The sequence below is a fragment of the Nocardioides panacisoli genome (assembly GCF_039537325.1).
GTDB classification, from domain to species: domain Bacteria; phylum Actinomycetota; class Actinomycetes; order Propionibacteriales; family Nocardioidaceae; genus Nocardioides; species Nocardioides panacisoli.
Map to the genome: position 1 here is coordinate 390877 of NZ_BAABAH010000001.1, position 14583 is coordinate 405459.

Consider the following 14583-nt stretch of genomic DNA (forward strand, 5'->3'; position numbering starts at 1 on the left):
GCCACCGTATATGTAAGTATGCTGAACTAACAAACATGTCCGGACGCAGCCCGCTCGACCGCCCGCTCCGCGGCCGCACCAAGCTCCAGCGTGCGGACTCCCGCCGGCACCACCGGTCCATGCTGCTCCAGCACCTGTTCGCCGCCGGCCCGGCCAGCCGCGCGGACCTCGCCCGCAGCAGCGGGCTGACCCGGGTGACGGTCTCCGACCTCGTCGCCGAGCTGCTGCAGGAAGGACTGGTCGCCGAGCTCGGCGCCCCCACCGAGAACCGGGTCGGCAAGCCGCCCACGATGGTCGGGCTGGTGCCGGACGCGAAGCACGTGGTGGCCGTCGACCTCTCGGTGGACGACCAGGTCGCCGGCGCCGTCCTCACCCTGACCGGCGAGGTGATCAGCCGCGACGCCCGCCCGCTCCGGGGGCTGCGCGGCGCGGAGGCGCTGGCGGTCGTCCGCGACTTCGCCGGCGGCCTCACCGCCTCGAGCTCACGGCCGGTCCTCGGCGTCGGGGTCGCGACCCCCGGCGTGGTCTCCCGCGAGGGTGACGTGCTCGCCGCCCCCAACCTGGACTGGTTCGACGTGCCGCTGGCCGAGGCGCTGACGAAGGCGCTGGACGTCCCGGTGTACGTCGCCAACGACGCGAACACGGCGGTGATGGGGGAGTACACGTTCGGCGGTGGAGCCGAGGGCGGCCTGATGCTGCTCCGGCTCAGCACCGGTGTGGGCGCCGGTGTGGTGCTGGGCGGCACCCTCGTCCACGGACGCGGCGGAGCGGCCGGCGAGATCGGCCACGTCACCGTCGACCCCGACGGGGACGAGTGCGCGTGCGGGCGGCGCGGCTGCCTGGAGACCTTCGTGGCCGTGCCGCGGCTGCGCCGCCGGATCGCCCGCGGCGAGGCGACCGCCGACGTGATCGCCGACGCCGGCCGCCGCCTCGGTACGGCGCTCGCGCCCGTCGTGGCGACCCTCAATCTCGGCGAGGTGGTCCTCAGTGGACCGTCCGACCTCGTCGCTCCGCTCGCCGAGGTGGCCGCGGCCGCCGTACGGGAGCGGGTCATGCCGGTGTCCGCGGACGACTTCGACGTCCGCGTCACCAAGCTCGGGGACGACGGAGTCCTGGTCGGTGCGACCGGGCTGGTCCTCGCCGGCGAGCTCGGGGTGTCCTGACGCCCCTCCACCACGGTCCCCCAACGGGTCCGTCCGAGAAGTGAAGGAACGAAGCGGTGCGCATCTACAAGACAGTGGCCGTCGCGGCCGTGACCGCCCTGCTGGGCGTCACCAGCGCGTGTGGCTCCGACGACAGCGGCGACGCTAAGGGCGGGGGTCCGGAGAAGGCCGACATCGTGGTCTGGCTCAACGGTGCGGACACCCCGCAGGACGCCCGTGACTGGTTGAAGAAGACCTTCGAGGACGACCACCCCGGTTCCACGCTCACCATCGAGGAGCAGGACTGGGACGGGCTGGTCGAGCGGCTCACCACGGCACTGACCTCGGCGGACCAGACGCCCGACGTGGTCGAGGTGGGCAACACCCAGGCGCCCACCTTCACGACGGTCGGCGCGTTCAGCGACCTCACCGACCAGCTGTCCGACCTCGGCGGGGACGACCTGCTGCCGGGCTTCGTCGACGGCGCGACCGTGGACGGCAAGACCTACGCGGTGCCCTACTACGCGGGGTCGACGTACGTCTTCTACCGCAAGGACCTGCTCGCCGACGCCGGCCTGGAAGTGCCGACGACGATGGACGAGTTCGTCGACACCGCGATCAAGCTCAAGCAGGCCAGCGACGACCCGAACTTCTCGGGCTACTGGCTGCCCGGCCAGGACTGGCGCGACGGCGCCGCGTTCCTCTGGGACGCCGGAGGCGACTTCGCCGTCCAGGACGGCGACGGGTGGAAGGGCGACCTGTCCGCGCCGGAGTCGATCGACGGGCTCACCACCGTGCAGCAGGTCTTCCAGCAGGCGTCGGGCGCACCGGCGGACGCCAACGAGGCCGACCCGGTCACGCCGTTCTGCGCCGGCCAGATCGGCATGATGTCGCGGCCGGGCTGGGTGATGGGGATGCTCACCGACCCGAAGTCGGGGTGCCCCGACCTCGCCAAGAAGATCGGCGTCTTCGCGCTGCCGGGCTCCGACGGGCAGCCCGCTCCGGTGCTGCTGGGCGGTTCCGACATCGCGATCTCGGCGAAGTCGCCCAACCAGGACCTCGCCCAGGACGCCGTCGCGCTGATGCTGAGCGACGACTACCAGAAGATCCTGGCGGCCAACGGCCTCACCCCGGCGCGGCAGTCGCTCGCCTCCGAGCTGGGCGACGATGAATTCGCCCACGCGACGATCGAGGCCGCGTCGAACGCCAAGCTGACCCCGGCCGCGCAGAACTGGGCCTCGGTCGAGGGCAGCAGGATCCTGGAGGACCTGTTCAGCCAGATCGCCCAGGGCGGCGACGTCGAGCAGCTCGCCTCCGACGCCGATCAGAAGATCGAGGGCGAGCTGAACTGAGGCCATGAGCACGAGTACGGCGCCCGCCCGGCGCGACCCCAGCGCCGGCGGTGCGCCGTACCGTGAGCGGACCGACCACCCCGAGGAGACCCCGATGTCCGGCCGGCCCCGCGCGCGGCGTACCCCGCTGCCCTACGGCCTGGTGCTGCCGGCGGCCGCGCTGCTGCTGCTCGCCCTCGGCTATCCGCTGGGCCGGCAGGTGGTGCTGTCGCTGCAGGACTTCGGCCTGGCGCAGCAGTTCGGGCAGCCGCCGGACTGGGTGGGCCTGGACAACTACACCCAGCTGGTGAGCGACCCCTACACCTGGCAGGTCGTGCTCCGGACGGTGGTGTTCTGCTTCGTGAACGCCGGCCTGACGTTCGGGATCGGGCTGGGCATCGCGCTGCTGATGACCCGCATGCACGGGATCGTCCGGGTCGCCACCCAGGTCGGGCTGCTGGTGGCATGGGCGATGCCGGTGGTGGCGGCGCTGACGGTCTGGCAGTTCCTGTTCGACACCGAGTACGGCGTCGTCAACTGGCTGCTGACTCGCGCCGGCGGCGACTTCGACCACCACTCGTGGCTGCTGCACCCGCTCTCGTTCTACGCGGTCGCGACCCTGGTCGTCGTGTGGATGAGCGTGCCGTTCGTGGTGTTCACCCTGTACGCCGGCCTCACCCAGGTGCCCGAGGACGTGCTCGAGGCCGCCGAGATCGACGGCGCCGGGGCGTGGCAGCGGTTCGTCCACGTCGTGCTGCCGGCCGTGCGGCCGGTGCTGCTGGTGGTCGGGCTGCTGCAGGTGATCTGGGACCTGCGGGTCTTCACCCAGATCTACACGCTGCAGAAGGCCGGCGGCGTCACCCACGACACGAACCTGCTCGGGACCTACATCTACGCCCTCGGGATCAAGGGCGGCCACTTCGGGACGGCAGCGGCCGCCGCGATGTTCATGCTCGTGCTCACCGTGGCGCTCACGGCGCCGTACATCCGGATGATGCTGAGGCAGGAGGAGGACTGATGGCTCGTCGTACCTCACCCGCGGTGCGGGTCGTCGCCGACGTCGTCGGCATCGCCGTCCTGCTGACCTGCCTCTTCCCGGTGTACTGGATGGTGAGCCGGTCCTTCCTGCCGCGCAACGAGATCCGCAGCCCCGACCCGGTCTGGCTGCCGTTCGGCGGGAACCTGGACAACTACGGGAGGGTCTTCGCCGGCCACGCCTTCGCGGACGCGCTGGTCTCCAGCCTCAGCGTCACCCTGCTCACGGTCGTCGCCGCGCTCTTCTTCGCTTTCCTCGCCGCGGTGGCGGTCAGCCGGTTCCGGTTCCGCGGCCGCCGGACCTTCATCCTCGCGCTGCTGCTGATCCAGATGATCCCCGCGGAGGGACTGTTCATCAGCCAGTACAAGATGCTCGAGGGGATGAGCCTGCTCAACTCGGTGCTCGGCCTCACGCTGGTGTACGTCGCGAGCGTCCTCCCGTTCACGGTGTGGACCCTGCGCGGGTTCGTCGAGGGCGTCCCGCGCGAGCTCGAGGAGGCCGCGATGATGGACGGCTGCTCGCGGTTCCAGGCGTTCTTCCGGGTGACCCTGCCGCTGCTCGCGCCCGGGCTGGTGGCCACCGGGGTGTTCGGCTTCATCCAGGCGTGGAACGAGTTCACGCTCGCGCTCGTGGTGATGACCGATCCCGGCAAGCAGACCCTCCCGGTGTGGCTCGTCGGGTTCGCGGAGTCCCGCACCCGCGGCGTCGACTGGGGCGCGATCATGGCCGCCTCGACGCTGATCACGATCCCCGTGATCGTCTTCTTCCTGCTGATCCAGCGCCGGATGGTGTCGGGGCTGACAGCGGGGGCGGTGAAGGGATGACCGCACCTGTCGAGGAGCAGGCCCTGCGGGTGCTGCTCCCGTCCTTCCGCGGCCCCGAGCTCCCCCCGGAGTGGGCCCGGCTGCTCGCCGACGGAGCCGGAGGGATCTGCCTGTTCGGGTCGAACCTCACCGGTCGCACCGAGGACGCCGCGGCCCTGACCGCTGCCATCCACGCGGCCCGCCCCGGCGCGCTCGTCGCCGTCGACGAGGAGGGCGGCGACGTCACCCGCCTCCACGTCCGCACCGGCAGCCCGGTGCTCGGTGCCGCCGCGCTCGGTGCGATCGACGACCTCGCGCTCACCGAGGCCGTCGGCAGCATGGTCGGCGCGGACCTCGCCGCGGTCGGCATCGACCTCGACCTGGGCCCGGTCGCCGACGTCAACAGCAACCCGGACAACCCGGTGATCGGCACCCGCAGCTTCGGCGCGGACGCCGACCTCGTGGCCCGCCACGTCGCCGGGTGGGTCGGCGGGCTCCAGGCGCACGGCGTCGCGGCCTGCGTGAAGCACTTCCCCGGGCACGGGGACACCGCGCAGGACAGCCATCTTGCGCTCCCGGTCGTGGACGCGCCGCTCGCCGCCCTGGCCGAGCGCGAGCTGGTGCCGTTCGCCGGCGCGGTCGCGGAGGGCGCGGCGGCCGTGATGACCTCGCACATCCTGCTGCCCGCGATCGACGACCTCCTCCCGGCGACGCTGGCCCCGGCGGTGCTGGAGATCCTGCGGGATCGGCTCGGTTTCCAGGGCGCGATCGTGAGCGACGCGCTGGACATGGTCGGCGCCTCGGCCGGTCGCGGGATCCCCGAGGCCGCGGTGCTCGCGCTCGCGGCCGGCTGCGACCTCCTCTGCATCGGTCCGCTCGAGGACGAGCCCGGGATCCGACGCATCCAGGCCGCGATCGTCGAGGCGGTGCGCACCGGCCGGTTGCCGGCTGCGCGGCTCGCCGACGCCGTCGCCCGTGTCGACCGCCTGGCAACGCACCTGACGGATCCGTCCCCTTCGAGGACAGCTCCGGACGAGAACGTCAGGTGCGCGGGACTGACGGAGGCGGCGCGGGGGGCGTTCGTCGTGGAGGGGGAGCTCCCGGACCTCGCCGGAGCACGGGTGGTGAGCGTCGGTACGCCGGCCAACATCGCCGTCGGCGAGGGCCCGTGGGGCCTCGAGCCCGACGTCGTCGTACCGCCGGGGGACGTGCTGCCCGCCGGGCCGGTCGTGGTGCAGGTGCGCGACGCGCACCGCCGGCCCGAGGTCGGTGCCATGCTGCAGGCGGTGGAGGGACCGGCGGTCGTGGTCGAGTGGGGCTGGCCGGGGGAGCGCACGGGATGGGCGGACCGGCCGCACCCGCGGATCTGCACCCGGGGGAGCTCCCGCCCGGCGGTGCGGGCGGTCGAGGGAATCATGCGAGAGGCAGGGTGGGACAGGTGAGCGCGGCGACGATGGTGGGCCTCGACATCGGGGCGACCAAGGTCCTGGGAGTCGCGACCGACGGCGACGGCCGGGTGCTGGCCGAGGTCCTCACCACCACGCCGCTCGGTGCCGATGCGGTGGTGGCGGCTGCAGCAGACGTCGTGACCGAGCTGCGAGCGCGGACCGGCCACCGGCTGGAGGGGACCGTCGGCGTCGGCATCCCCGGCATCGTCGACGTCGCGCGCGGCGCGGTGAAGCACGCGGTCAACCTCGGCGTCGAGGAGGAGTGGCTGCCGCTGGCCGACCTGCTCTCGGTCGCCACCGGCGCACCGGTGGTCGTCGACAACGACGTCAATGCCGCGGCGCTGGGTGCCGCCCACGTCACCGGACACCAGGACCTGGTCTACCTCAGCATCGGCACCGGGCTCGCCGCGGCGTCGATCCTCGACGGCCGGCTCCGCCGTGGAGCCCACGCCGCCGCGGGGGAGATCGGGCACATCTCCGTCGACCCCGCGGGCCGTCCCTGCCGGTGCGGACAGGTCGGCTGCCTGGAGATCGCGGCCTCCGGGTCGGCGGTCGCCGAGCTGTGGCCCGCGACCGACGTACCCCCGGCGCGGGCGCTGTTCGACGCGGCCGCCGCCGGTGACGCCAAGGCCGTGCGGGTGCGGGACGCGTTCGCCGCCCGGGTGGCCGATGCCGTGCGCCTGGTCGCCCTGACCGTGGACCCCGAGGTGGTCCTGCTCGGCGGTGGCGTCGCGCAGGTGGGGGAGGATCTGCGGGTCGCGGTCGCCCGGGCCCTCGCCGTTCAGGCCACGGCGTCGCCGTTCCTGCGCTCGCTGGAGCTCCCGTCGCGACTCGAGCTCGTGCCGTCCGACGTGCCCGTCGCGGCGGTCGGAGCGGCGCTGCTCGGCCGGGTCTCCCCGTGAGCGACCTCCTGGTCCGAGGGGGCAGGACCGCCACGGGCGACGCGGTCGACGTGGCGATCGTCGACGGGGTCGTCGTCGCGGACTCCGCGCCTGGCGCCACGACCCTCGACGCCACCGGCCTCGTCGTGGTGCCCGGCCTGATCGACCTGCAGGTCAACGGCGCGGCGGGCATCGACCTGACCCTCGAGCCGCACCGGCTCTGGGAGCTCGCAGCGCTGCTGCCGGAGTACGGCGTCACCGCGTTCCTGCCGACGGTGATCACCTCCTCCCCGGAGGCCCGCGAGACGGCGCTGGCGACCTATCGCGCCGGACCGCCCCCGGGCTGGGCCGGCGCGGTACCGCTCGGCGTGCACCTCGAGGGACCGATGATCGCGCCGGCGCGCAAGGGCGCCCACCCCGAGCGGTGGCTGCGCGACCCGTCCGCGGAGCTCGTGGCGGGGTGGTCGCGCGAAGCGGGCGTCGCGATGGTCACCCTCGCCCCCGAGCTGCCCGGCGCCCTGGACGTGGTCGAGCGGCTCGTCGGGCGTGGTGTGCTGGTCTCGGTCGGCCACACCGCCGCCCCGGCCGACCAGGTCACCGCCGCCACCGATCGAGGCGTGCGGCTCGTGACCCACCTCGGCAACGCCATGCCCCCGATCGGTGCGCGGGAGCCCGGCGCCGCCGGCACCGCCCTGGCGGATCGCCGCCTGGTGGCCGGCGTCATCGCCGACGGCCACCACCTCCACCCGGCCACTCTCGCCGTCTTCTGGCGCGCGCTCGGCCCGACCCGGTTCCTGTCCGTCACCGACTGCACCGCCGCTCTCGGCCTGCCGGACGGACCGGCCCGGCTGGGCGACCAGCACGTCGAGGTCCGCGACGGAGCCGTCCGCCTGGACGACGGCACGCTCGCAGGCTCGGCAGCGTCGCTCTCCCAGTGCCTCCGGGTCCTCCGTGAGACGACCGGCTGCACCCAGGCCGAGGCCGTCACGACCTGCACCGCGACCGCCGCCGGGTTGATGGGCGAGGACCAGCGCGGCCGGATCGAGGCCGGCGCGCGCGGTGACCTCACCCTGCTCGACGATCGCCTCGACGTGGTCGCCACGGTGGTCGGGGGCCGCGTGCTCCACCGGAGGTCGTAGTGGAGGTCGTCCCGCTCCCCAGCGTCGAGGACGTCGCCGTGCTCGCGGCGGACACCGTCGAGGCACTCGTCCGGACCAGGCCCGCCGCGGTGCTCGGCCTCGCCACCGGCTCCACGCCGCTCCCGACCTACCGCGAGCTGATCCGCCGGCACCGCGCCGGCACCGCGCCGGCGTACGACGACGTCCGCTGCTTCACCCTCGACGAGTACGTCGGCCTGCCCGCCGGCCACCCGGAGAGCTACCGGTCGACGATCGCGCGCGAGCTGACCGACGACCTGGGGATCGCCGAGGACCGGGTGCAGGGACCCGACCCGTCGCCCGAGGGGCTGGCCACGGCCGGCGAGCGCTACGAGGACGCCCTTCGCGAAGCCGGTGGCGTCGACCTGCAGGTGCTCGGCATCGGCTCCGACGGCCACCTCGCCTTCAACGAGCCCGGCTCCTCGCTGGGCTCGTCGACCCGGATCAAGACGCTCACCGAGCGGACCCGACGGGACAACGCCCGGTTCTTCGGAGGCCCCGAGGAGGTGCCCCGGCACGTGCTGACGCAGGGCCTCGGCACGATCCTGCGGGCCCGGCACCTGCTGCTGCTCGCGACGGGTGCCGGCAAGGCCGAGGCGCTCGCTGCCGCCGTCGAGGGACCGCTCACCGCGCAGTGCCCCGCGTCGGTGCTCCAGCTCCACCCGCACGTCTCGGTGCTCGCCGACGAGGCCGCGGCCGCCGGCCTCGCGCGCCTGGAGCACTACTGCGACGTCTACGCCGCCAAGCCGGCCTGGCAGCGCCTCTGACCTCCCGGGGTCCTCCGGAGGATGGGAACCGCCGTAGCGGGCACCACCGGGTCACCGAGGCGACGGACGACGGGCGGAACCAGTGGACGACGAGACCGAGCACGCCACCGACGACCGCCGTTCGCTCGGCGACACCGACGGGCCGATGGAGGACGTCCTCGAGGAGTCCTTCACCCGCCAGGTCGAGGAGGGCATGCAGCGGCTGAGCCGGCCGTGGCGAGAGGTCCTGGTCACCGGGTTCGTCGGTGGCACCGAGGTCTCCATCGGGGTGCTGTCGATGCTCGTGGTGCTCCACGAGACCGGCTCGCAGCTCCTTGCCGGCATCGCCTTCTCCGTCGGCTTCATCGCGCTCCTGCTCGGCCGCACCGAGCTGTTCACCGAAGGCTTCCTGGTCCCGGTCGTGACCGTGGTGGCCAAGCGGGCGAAGGCCCGTCAGCTCGCGAAGCTGTGGTCGGGCACGCTCGTGGCGAACTTGCTCGGAGGCTGGCTCATCATGTGGCTGGTCGTGTGGGGCTACCCCTCGCTCAACGCCCAGCTGGTCGAGTCCGCCGCCCACTACGCGACCGCACCGCTCAACGGCGAGACGATCGTGCTCTCGGTGCTCGGTGGCGCGGTGATGACCCTGCTGACCCGCATGCAGCACGGGACCGACGACATGACGGCGAAGATCGTCGCGGCCGTGATCGCCGGGTACCTGCTCGCCGGCACCGAGATGTTCCACTCGATCCTGGACTCGCTGCTGATCTTCGGCGCGCTGCACACCGGGGACGCGCCCTTCGGCTACGGCGACTGGCTCGCGTTCGTCGTCCCGGTGCTGCTCGGCAACATGGCGGGCGGGCTGGGGCTCGTGACGCTGCTCAGGCTGATCCGCAGCAAGGAGCGCCTCGAGGAGGAGCGGAGCAGCTGATCGGCGAGGTCAGTCCAGGTCGACGACCACGGGCGCGTGGTCGGAGGGGGAGCCGGTGCCCTGGGCCGGGTCGCGCTCGTCGCGGTCGATGAAGGCACCGGTCACCCGGTCCGCGAAGGAGGGCGAGCCGAGGACGAAGTCGATCCGCAGTCCGCGGTTCCGCTCGAACCGCTGCCGGTAGTAGTCCCAGTAGGTGTAGACGCCGGGACCCGGGCAGTAGGGGCGCACCACGTCGGCGTACCCGTCGTCGAGGAACCGCTGGAACGCCGCCCGCTCGGCAGGGGTCACGTGGGTGGAGTTCTTGAACTGCTCGGGGGCGAACACGTCCTCGTCGGTCGGGCACACGTTCCAGTCGCCCACGAGCGCGGTCTGCTCGCCGAGCCACGCCTGGGCGGCATCGCGCAGCCGGTCCATCCAGTCGAGCTTGTAGACGTAGTGCGGGTCGTCCGGCTTGCGGCCGTTGGGGATGTAGAGGCTCCAGAGACGTACGCCGCCGCAGGTCGCGCCCACCGCCCGGGCCTCCGCGGCGAGCGGCTCACCCCAGCCGGGCATGCCGGGAAAGCCGACGGCGACGTCCTCGATCCCGACCCGGCTGATGATCGCCACGCCGTTCCACTGGTCGACCCCGGCGGCCGCGATCTCGTACCCCCGCGCCTGCAGCCCCATCAGCGGCAGCTGGTCCTCGCGCGCCTTGGTCTCCTGCACGGCGAGCACGTCGATGTCGTGGCGGTCGAGGAAGGCCTCGACCCGGTCGATCCGCGAGCGCAGCGAGTTGACGTTCCAGGTGGCGATCCGCACGAGGACCGAGGCTATCCGCTGGTGCGGTCAGGCCCGCCAGACCGGGGCGACCTCGCGCCGGTAGCCACGCCCGAACAGCCCGCCGATCAGGAGCAGCACCGGTCCCGGCACCTGCTCCTTGATCGCCGCGGTCTCCTCGGGCGAGGCGCCGTCGCTGACCCAGGCGAAGAACCGGCCGGCCGCCATCGGCGAACGTTCCCGGCCGAACTTCCTACCCATCTCCTTGAGCGGCTCCGAGCCCTCGTTGGCGAGGAAGACCGGCTCGATCTCGGCCTCCTCGTGGGTCATGTGCGTCTCCATCACCGCCTGCAGCGACGCGACCGCCTCCCGGGCGACGTCCGCGTCCCCCTTGGTGGCGCTCACGGCGAAGGTCTTCACGGCGCCGCGCGCCTTCTCCAGCGCGGTGACCATCGCCTCGTGCTCGCCGTCGAGCTGGGTGATCAGCTCGTCGCTGACGCCCACGGCCCGCAGCGCCGGCCACGCGATCTCGTGCTCGCCGTGGTGGTGGTGGTCGAGCTCGGTGTCGAAGTTCTGCCACGCCCGCCCCAGGTCGGCGGCCCGTCGGGTGTCGCCGTCGGAGAAGCGGTCGAAGGCGTCGAGGAACCGAGCCAGGTCCCGCCGGAAGGCGCCGTGGATCGCCTTGTTCATGCTCATCTGGGCCATGGCCCGACAGTAGGCGGCGGAACTGGGTACCGGGTCGTTATGGCGCCAGGAATTGTCCTGATCATCATCGGTGCGATCTTCACGTTCGCGATCCGCTCCGACGGCACCTGGATCGACACCCGCGTGCTCGGCGTGATCCTGATGCTCGGCGGGGTCGGCTTCATCCTGCGGTCGCGGGTGAAGCGGCAGGAGGTCGTCACGCACGAGTACGAGTCCGCCGACGGCACCGTGGCCGCGGACGAGACGCGGGTCGTGGAGCGCCGCGTGGAGTGAGTCCTCGTGATTCGGGGCGCGGTGCGCTCCGCACCTAGACTCCGCCCACGTGGCACTCACCATCGGCATCGTCGGACTCCCCAACGCGGGCAAGTCGACGCTCTTCAACGCGCTGACCAAGAACGACGTGCTCGCGGCGAACTACCCGTTCGCGACGATCGAGCCCAACGTCGGCGTGGTCGGCGTACCCGATGCGCGGCTGCCCGTGCTCGCGGAGCTGTTCTCCTCCGAGCGGATTCTGCCCGCGACCGTGGAGTTCGTCGACATCGCGGGCATCGTCCGCGGTGCCTCCCAGGGTGAGGGCCTCGGCAACAAGTTCCTCGCGCACATCCGCGAGTCGGCCGCGATCTGCCAGGTGACGCGTGTCTTCCGCGACGAGGACGTCACCCACGTGGAGGGCGAGGTCAACCCGGGCAACGACATCTCCACCATCCAGACCGAGCTGGTCCTGGCCGACCTGGAGACGGTCGAGAAGGCGATCCCGCGGCTGGAGAAGGAGTCGCGGAAGGTCAAGGACCTGGTCGCGAACCTGGAGGCCGCCAGGGAGGCGCAGGCCGCGCTCGAGGCCGGTACGCCGATCATCGCCACCTCGATCGACCGCGCGGCCCTGCGCGAGCTCTCGCTGCTGACCGCCAAGCCGTTCATCTACGTGTTCAACTGCGACGCCGACGAGCTCCAGGACGAGGAGCTCAAGGACCGGATGCGCGAGCTCGTCGCCCCGTCCGAGGCGATCTTCCTCGACGCCAAGTTCGAGTCCGAGCTCATCGAGCTCGACGACGAGGAGGCGGTGGAGTTCCTCGCCGAGGCCGGCGTCACCGAGCCCGGCCTCGAGGTGCTCGCCCGGGTCGGCTTCGACACCCTCGGCCTGCAGACCTACCTCACCGCCGGCCCCAAGGAGTCGCGCGCCTGGACGGTCCGCAAGGGTGCTACCGCCCCCGAGGCCGCCGGCGTGATCCACACCGACTTCCAGAAGGGCTTCATCAAGGCCGAGATCGTCTCGTTCGACGACCTCGTCGCCGCCGGCTCGATGACCAAGGCCCGCGAGGCCGGCAAGGTCCGCATGGAGGGCAAGGACTACGTCATGCAGGACGGCGACGTGGTCGAGTTCCGCTTCAACGTAACCTGACAACGCTGCCGGGGCTGGATGGGGCGATGTGGAGAGCGCAATAGCAATCGCTTGGGAGTAGTCCAACCGACCCTGCTGGCCATCGCACACGTCAAATCACGCCCTGCGGGCTTGGCTTTGCTTAGGGTGGGCGGCGCGGCGCGACGCGAGCGACTCGCACCGCAAGGGAACAAGCAACCAAGCCCGCCGGGATGCCCGATGGACGGTCAGCCTGCAGCAGCCTGTCTGCAGCCAAGCGACCTAATCGACGACCACGAACTTTCGACGGTCGACGAGGATCGACTGGCGCACGAAGGGATCGCGGACCAACTCGCCGCACTCGTGCGCACCGTGAAGGCGCCGTCGAACATCGCGCTTTATGGACCCCCGTTCATACCGCCGACCTGTGAGACGCCGTCGGGGGGTAGCGACCAACCGCCGTGCGACGCCGCTGCCCTCGCCGAGGTAGTAGTCATCGGCCCGCGAGCGATCCCGCTCGACGTAGGCACGCGCGGCCTTCGCCGCGCCGCGGTAGAACTTCACCCCGCCATGCACCCGGACCACCGCCTCCACGACGTCCGTCGACAACCAACGGACCCCTAGAAATGCCGTGTGGGCCGCCCGATTACGGGCGACCCATCTACGAACCTTCGTAGCATGCGTGCCGTTGTGAAAGAAGGTGGTGTGGCAGGCAGGTGAGGGGTGACGAGCAGAGGATTTTGGGGACAGTGAAGAGCCAACGGTTGTAGATGAAGTCGAAGGTAGGAGGGTCGGGAAGAGCGAGAAGATCAGGACTCGGCGGAAGAGGCTTCAAGTGCGGCGGCGACGGCCTCGAACTCGACGAGCGCAGCGGTCAGGTCCTCGACGATCTCGCGGGCGATGACCTCGGGTGCCGGCAGGTTGTCGGCGTCCTCGAGTGATTCGTCCCGCAGCCAGGTGATGTCGAGGTTGGCCTTGTCGCGCGCAACGAGCTCGTCGTACTCAAAGGACTTCCACCGCTCGGACTCCACCCGCTCCGCGCGGTCCTTGCCGGACAGGTACAACGTCACGAAGTCATCGAGGTCTGCCCGGCGCAGCGGGTTCTGCTTGAGAGTGAAGTGCATGTTGGTCCGGAAGTCGTAGACCCACAGCTTCTGGGTCCAAGGCTGCTCGGCCGCCGGCTTCTTGTCGAAGAAGAGCACGTTCGCCTTCACCCCGGGTGCGTACCAGATGCCGGTGGGGAGCCGGATCATCGTGTGCAGATCGAAGTCCGCGAGCAGCTTGCGGCGCAGCGTCTCGCCGGCACCGCCCTCGAACAGCACGTTGTCGGGCAGGACGACCGCGGCGCGACCGTTGATGTCCAGGACCGTCATGATGTGTTGCAGGAAATTGAGCTGCTTGTTGGACGTCGTCACGACGAAGTCTTGGCGCTCGATGTCGCGGTCTTCGCGCACGGCCCGGCCGTCCGCGCCGACCATCGTGAGCGACGACTTGCGGCCGAAGGGCGGGTTCGTGAGCACGACGGACCAGCGCTGGCCGGGGTCGGCGATCAGGGAGTCGCGTACGTCGATGAGGGAGTCGCCGTTCGGTGTCCCGATGCCGTGCAGCAGCAGATTCATCGCGGCGAGCCGTGCGGTGCCGTCGACGAGCTCGTAGCCGGAGACGAACTCGTCGCGGAGGTGATCGCGCTCGGTCGGCGTGAGGCTGGCGGCGTCGCGGGAGGCGTGCTCGTGGGCGACCAGGAGGAAGCCGCCGGTGCCACAGGCAGGGTCGACGACCGTGTCAGTGGGTTTGGGGTCGATGACGTCGACGATCGCCCGGATCAGCTCGCGTGGCGTGAAGTACTGACCGGCGCCGGAGCCCTTGTCGGAAGCGCCCTTCGAGAGCAGTTCCTCGTATGCGTCGCCCTTGAGGTCGGTGCCAGAGGCTGACCAGTTCTCCTGGTCGATGAGGTCGACGATGAGTCGCTTGAGCTTGGCGGGGTCCTGGATCCGGTTCTGGGCCTTCCGGAAGATCGTGCCGAGCGTCCCCGGCTGTTGTGCAAGACCGACCAGAATCTGGGTGTAGGTGACCTCCAGGTCGGTGCCTTCAGCGTCGAGGAGCCTCTGCCAGGAGTATTCGGGCGGCACGACCTGCTGCGGGTTCAGCCTCCGGGTGGCCCGCTCGTGCGCCATCTTGAGGAACAGCAGGTAGGTCAGCTGCTCGGTGTACTCGATGACGCCCACGCCGTCGTCACGCAGGACGTTGCAGTACGACCACAGCTTGTCGACGAGGCGGCGCGAATCAGACACGA

15 protein-coding genes are annotated in these 14583 nt (G+C 71.4%); 11 read left to right on the top strand and 4 right to left on the bottom strand.

From position 1 onward, the window contains the following. Window positions 1-35: 35 nt before the first annotated feature. The 9 genes from ABD709_RS02040 (at window position 36) to ABD709_RS02080 (ending at window position 9472) form a co-directional block, all read left to right on the top strand. Complete coding sequence (locus tag ABD709_RS02040; protein WP_344772120.1) at window positions 36-1163, top strand: ROK family transcriptional regulator; 1128 nt, start codon at window positions 36-38, stop codon at window positions 1161-1163. A 56-nt stretch (window positions 1164-1219) separates the two neighbouring features. After that, window positions 1220-2494 (top strand): extracellular solute-binding protein, encoded by a 1275-nt coding sequence (locus tag ABD709_RS02045; protein WP_344772121.1) that lies wholly within the window; start codon window positions 1220-1222, stop codon window positions 2492-2494. A gap of 4 nt (window positions 2495-2498) precedes the next feature. Then, window positions 2499-3491: a carbohydrate ABC transporter permease gene (locus ABD709_RS02050; protein WP_344772122.1), complete on the top strand. Its 993-nt coding sequence runs from the start codon at window positions 2499-2501 to the stop codon at window positions 3489-3491. Continuing rightward, complete coding sequence (locus tag ABD709_RS02055; RefSeq protein ID WP_344772123.1) at window positions 3491-4333, top strand: carbohydrate ABC transporter permease; 843 nt, start codon at window positions 3491-3493, stop codon at window positions 4331-4333. Before ABD709_RS02050 ends, ABD709_RS02055 begins: the two co-directional genes overlap by 1 nt. Next, window positions 4330-5754, top strand: a complete 1425-nt coding sequence (locus tag ABD709_RS02060) for a glycoside hydrolase family 3 protein (RefSeq protein ID WP_344772124.1) — start codon at window positions 4330-4332, stop codon at window positions 5752-5754. The genes ABD709_RS02055 and ABD709_RS02060 overlap by 4 nt, the downstream gene beginning before the upstream one ends. Beyond that, window positions 5751-6662, top strand: a complete 912-nt coding sequence (locus ABD709_RS02065; protein ID WP_344772125.1) for an ROK family protein — start codon at window positions 5751-5753, stop codon at window positions 6660-6662. The genes ABD709_RS02060 and ABD709_RS02065 overlap by 4 nt, the downstream gene beginning before the upstream one ends. Beyond that, on the top strand, window positions 6659-7780 hold the full coding sequence (gene nagA / locus ABD709_RS02070) for an N-acetylglucosamine-6-phosphate deacetylase (protein ID WP_344772126.1): 1122 nt from the start codon (window positions 6659-6661) through the stop codon (window positions 7778-7780). Before ABD709_RS02065 ends, nagA begins: the two co-directional genes overlap by 4 nt. Next, the gene (locus ABD709_RS02075; protein WP_344772127.1) at window positions 7780-8565 is read left to right on the top strand and encodes a glucosamine-6-phosphate deaminase; all 786 of its coding nucleotides are present in this window, start codon (window positions 7780-7782) and stop codon (window positions 8563-8565) included. The genes nagA and ABD709_RS02075 overlap by 1 nt, the downstream gene beginning before the upstream one ends. 82 nt (window positions 8566-8647) lie before the next feature. Then, window positions 8648-9472: a formate/nitrite transporter family protein gene (locus ABD709_RS02080; RefSeq protein WP_344772128.1), complete on the top strand. Its 825-nt coding sequence runs from the start codon at window positions 8648-8650 to the stop codon at window positions 9470-9472. 9 nt (window positions 9473-9481) lie between these two features. On the opposite strand, the gene ABD709_RS02085 is transcribed toward ABD709_RS02080, so the two are convergent. Continuing rightward, window positions 9482-10270, bottom strand: a complete 789-nt coding sequence (locus ABD709_RS02085; RefSeq protein ID WP_344772129.1) for an exodeoxyribonuclease III — start codon at window positions 10268-10270, stop codon at window positions 9482-9484. Window positions 10271-10297: 27 nt separating this feature from the next. Further along, window positions 10298-10933 (bottom strand): hemerythrin domain-containing protein, encoded by a 636-nt coding sequence (locus ABD709_RS02090; protein WP_344772130.1) that lies wholly within the window; start codon window positions 10931-10933, stop codon window positions 10298-10300. Between the two features lie 39 nt (window positions 10934-10972). On the opposite strand from ABD709_RS02090, the gene ABD709_RS02095 reads away from it, so the two are divergent. Together ABD709_RS02095 and ychF are read left to right on the top strand one after the other, a co-directional pair. Further along, window positions 10973-11206 (top strand): hypothetical protein, encoded by a 234-nt coding sequence (locus ABD709_RS02095; protein WP_344772131.1) that lies wholly within the window; start codon window positions 10973-10975, stop codon window positions 11204-11206. 49 nt (window positions 11207-11255) lie between these two features. Continuing rightward, window positions 11256-12332 carry a redox-regulated ATPase YchF gene (ychF, locus tag ABD709_RS02100; RefSeq protein ID WP_344772132.1) on the top strand — a complete coding sequence of 359 codons (1077 nt, stop codon included), beginning with the start codon at window positions 11256-11258 and terminating at the stop codon, window positions 12330-12332. 240 nt (window positions 12333-12572) lie between these two features. Here the strand turns inward: ychF and ABD709_RS02105 are convergent, their stop codons facing one another. Then, complete coding sequence (locus tag ABD709_RS02105; protein WP_344772133.1) at window positions 12573-12899, bottom strand: hypothetical protein; 327 nt, start codon at window positions 12897-12899, stop codon at window positions 12573-12575. A gap of 200 nt (window positions 12900-13099) precedes the next feature. Further along, on the bottom strand, window positions 13100-14581 hold the full coding sequence (locus ABD709_RS02110) for a type I restriction-modification system subunit M (protein WP_344772134.1): 1482 nt from the start codon (window positions 14579-14581) through the stop codon (window positions 13100-13102). Window positions 14582-14583: the final 2 nt, after the last annotated feature.

Coding starts and splice junctions, on each gene's coding strand:
- ABD709_RS02055 (WP_344772123.1), top strand. CDS start 3,491: ATGGCTCGTCGTACCTCACCCGCGGTGCGGGTCGTCGCCGACGTCGTC.
- ABD709_RS02040 (WP_344772120.1), top strand. CDS start 36: ATGTCCGGACGCAGCCCGCTCGACCGCCCGCTCCGCGGCCGCACCAAG.
- ABD709_RS02050 (WP_344772122.1), top strand. CDS start 2,499: ATGAGCACGAGTACGGCGCCCGCCCGGCGCGACCCCAGCGCCGGCGGT.
- ABD709_RS02060 (WP_344772124.1), top strand. CDS start 4,330: ATGACCGCACCTGTCGAGGAGCAGGCCCTGCGGGTGCTGCTCCCGTCC.
- ABD709_RS02095 (WP_344772131.1), top strand. CDS start 10,973: ATGGCGCCAGGAATTGTCCTGATCATCATCGGTGCGATCTTCACGTTC.
- ABD709_RS02090 (WP_344772130.1), bottom strand. CDS start 10,933: ATGGCCCAGATGAGCATGAACAAGGCGATCCACGGCGCCTTCCGGCGG.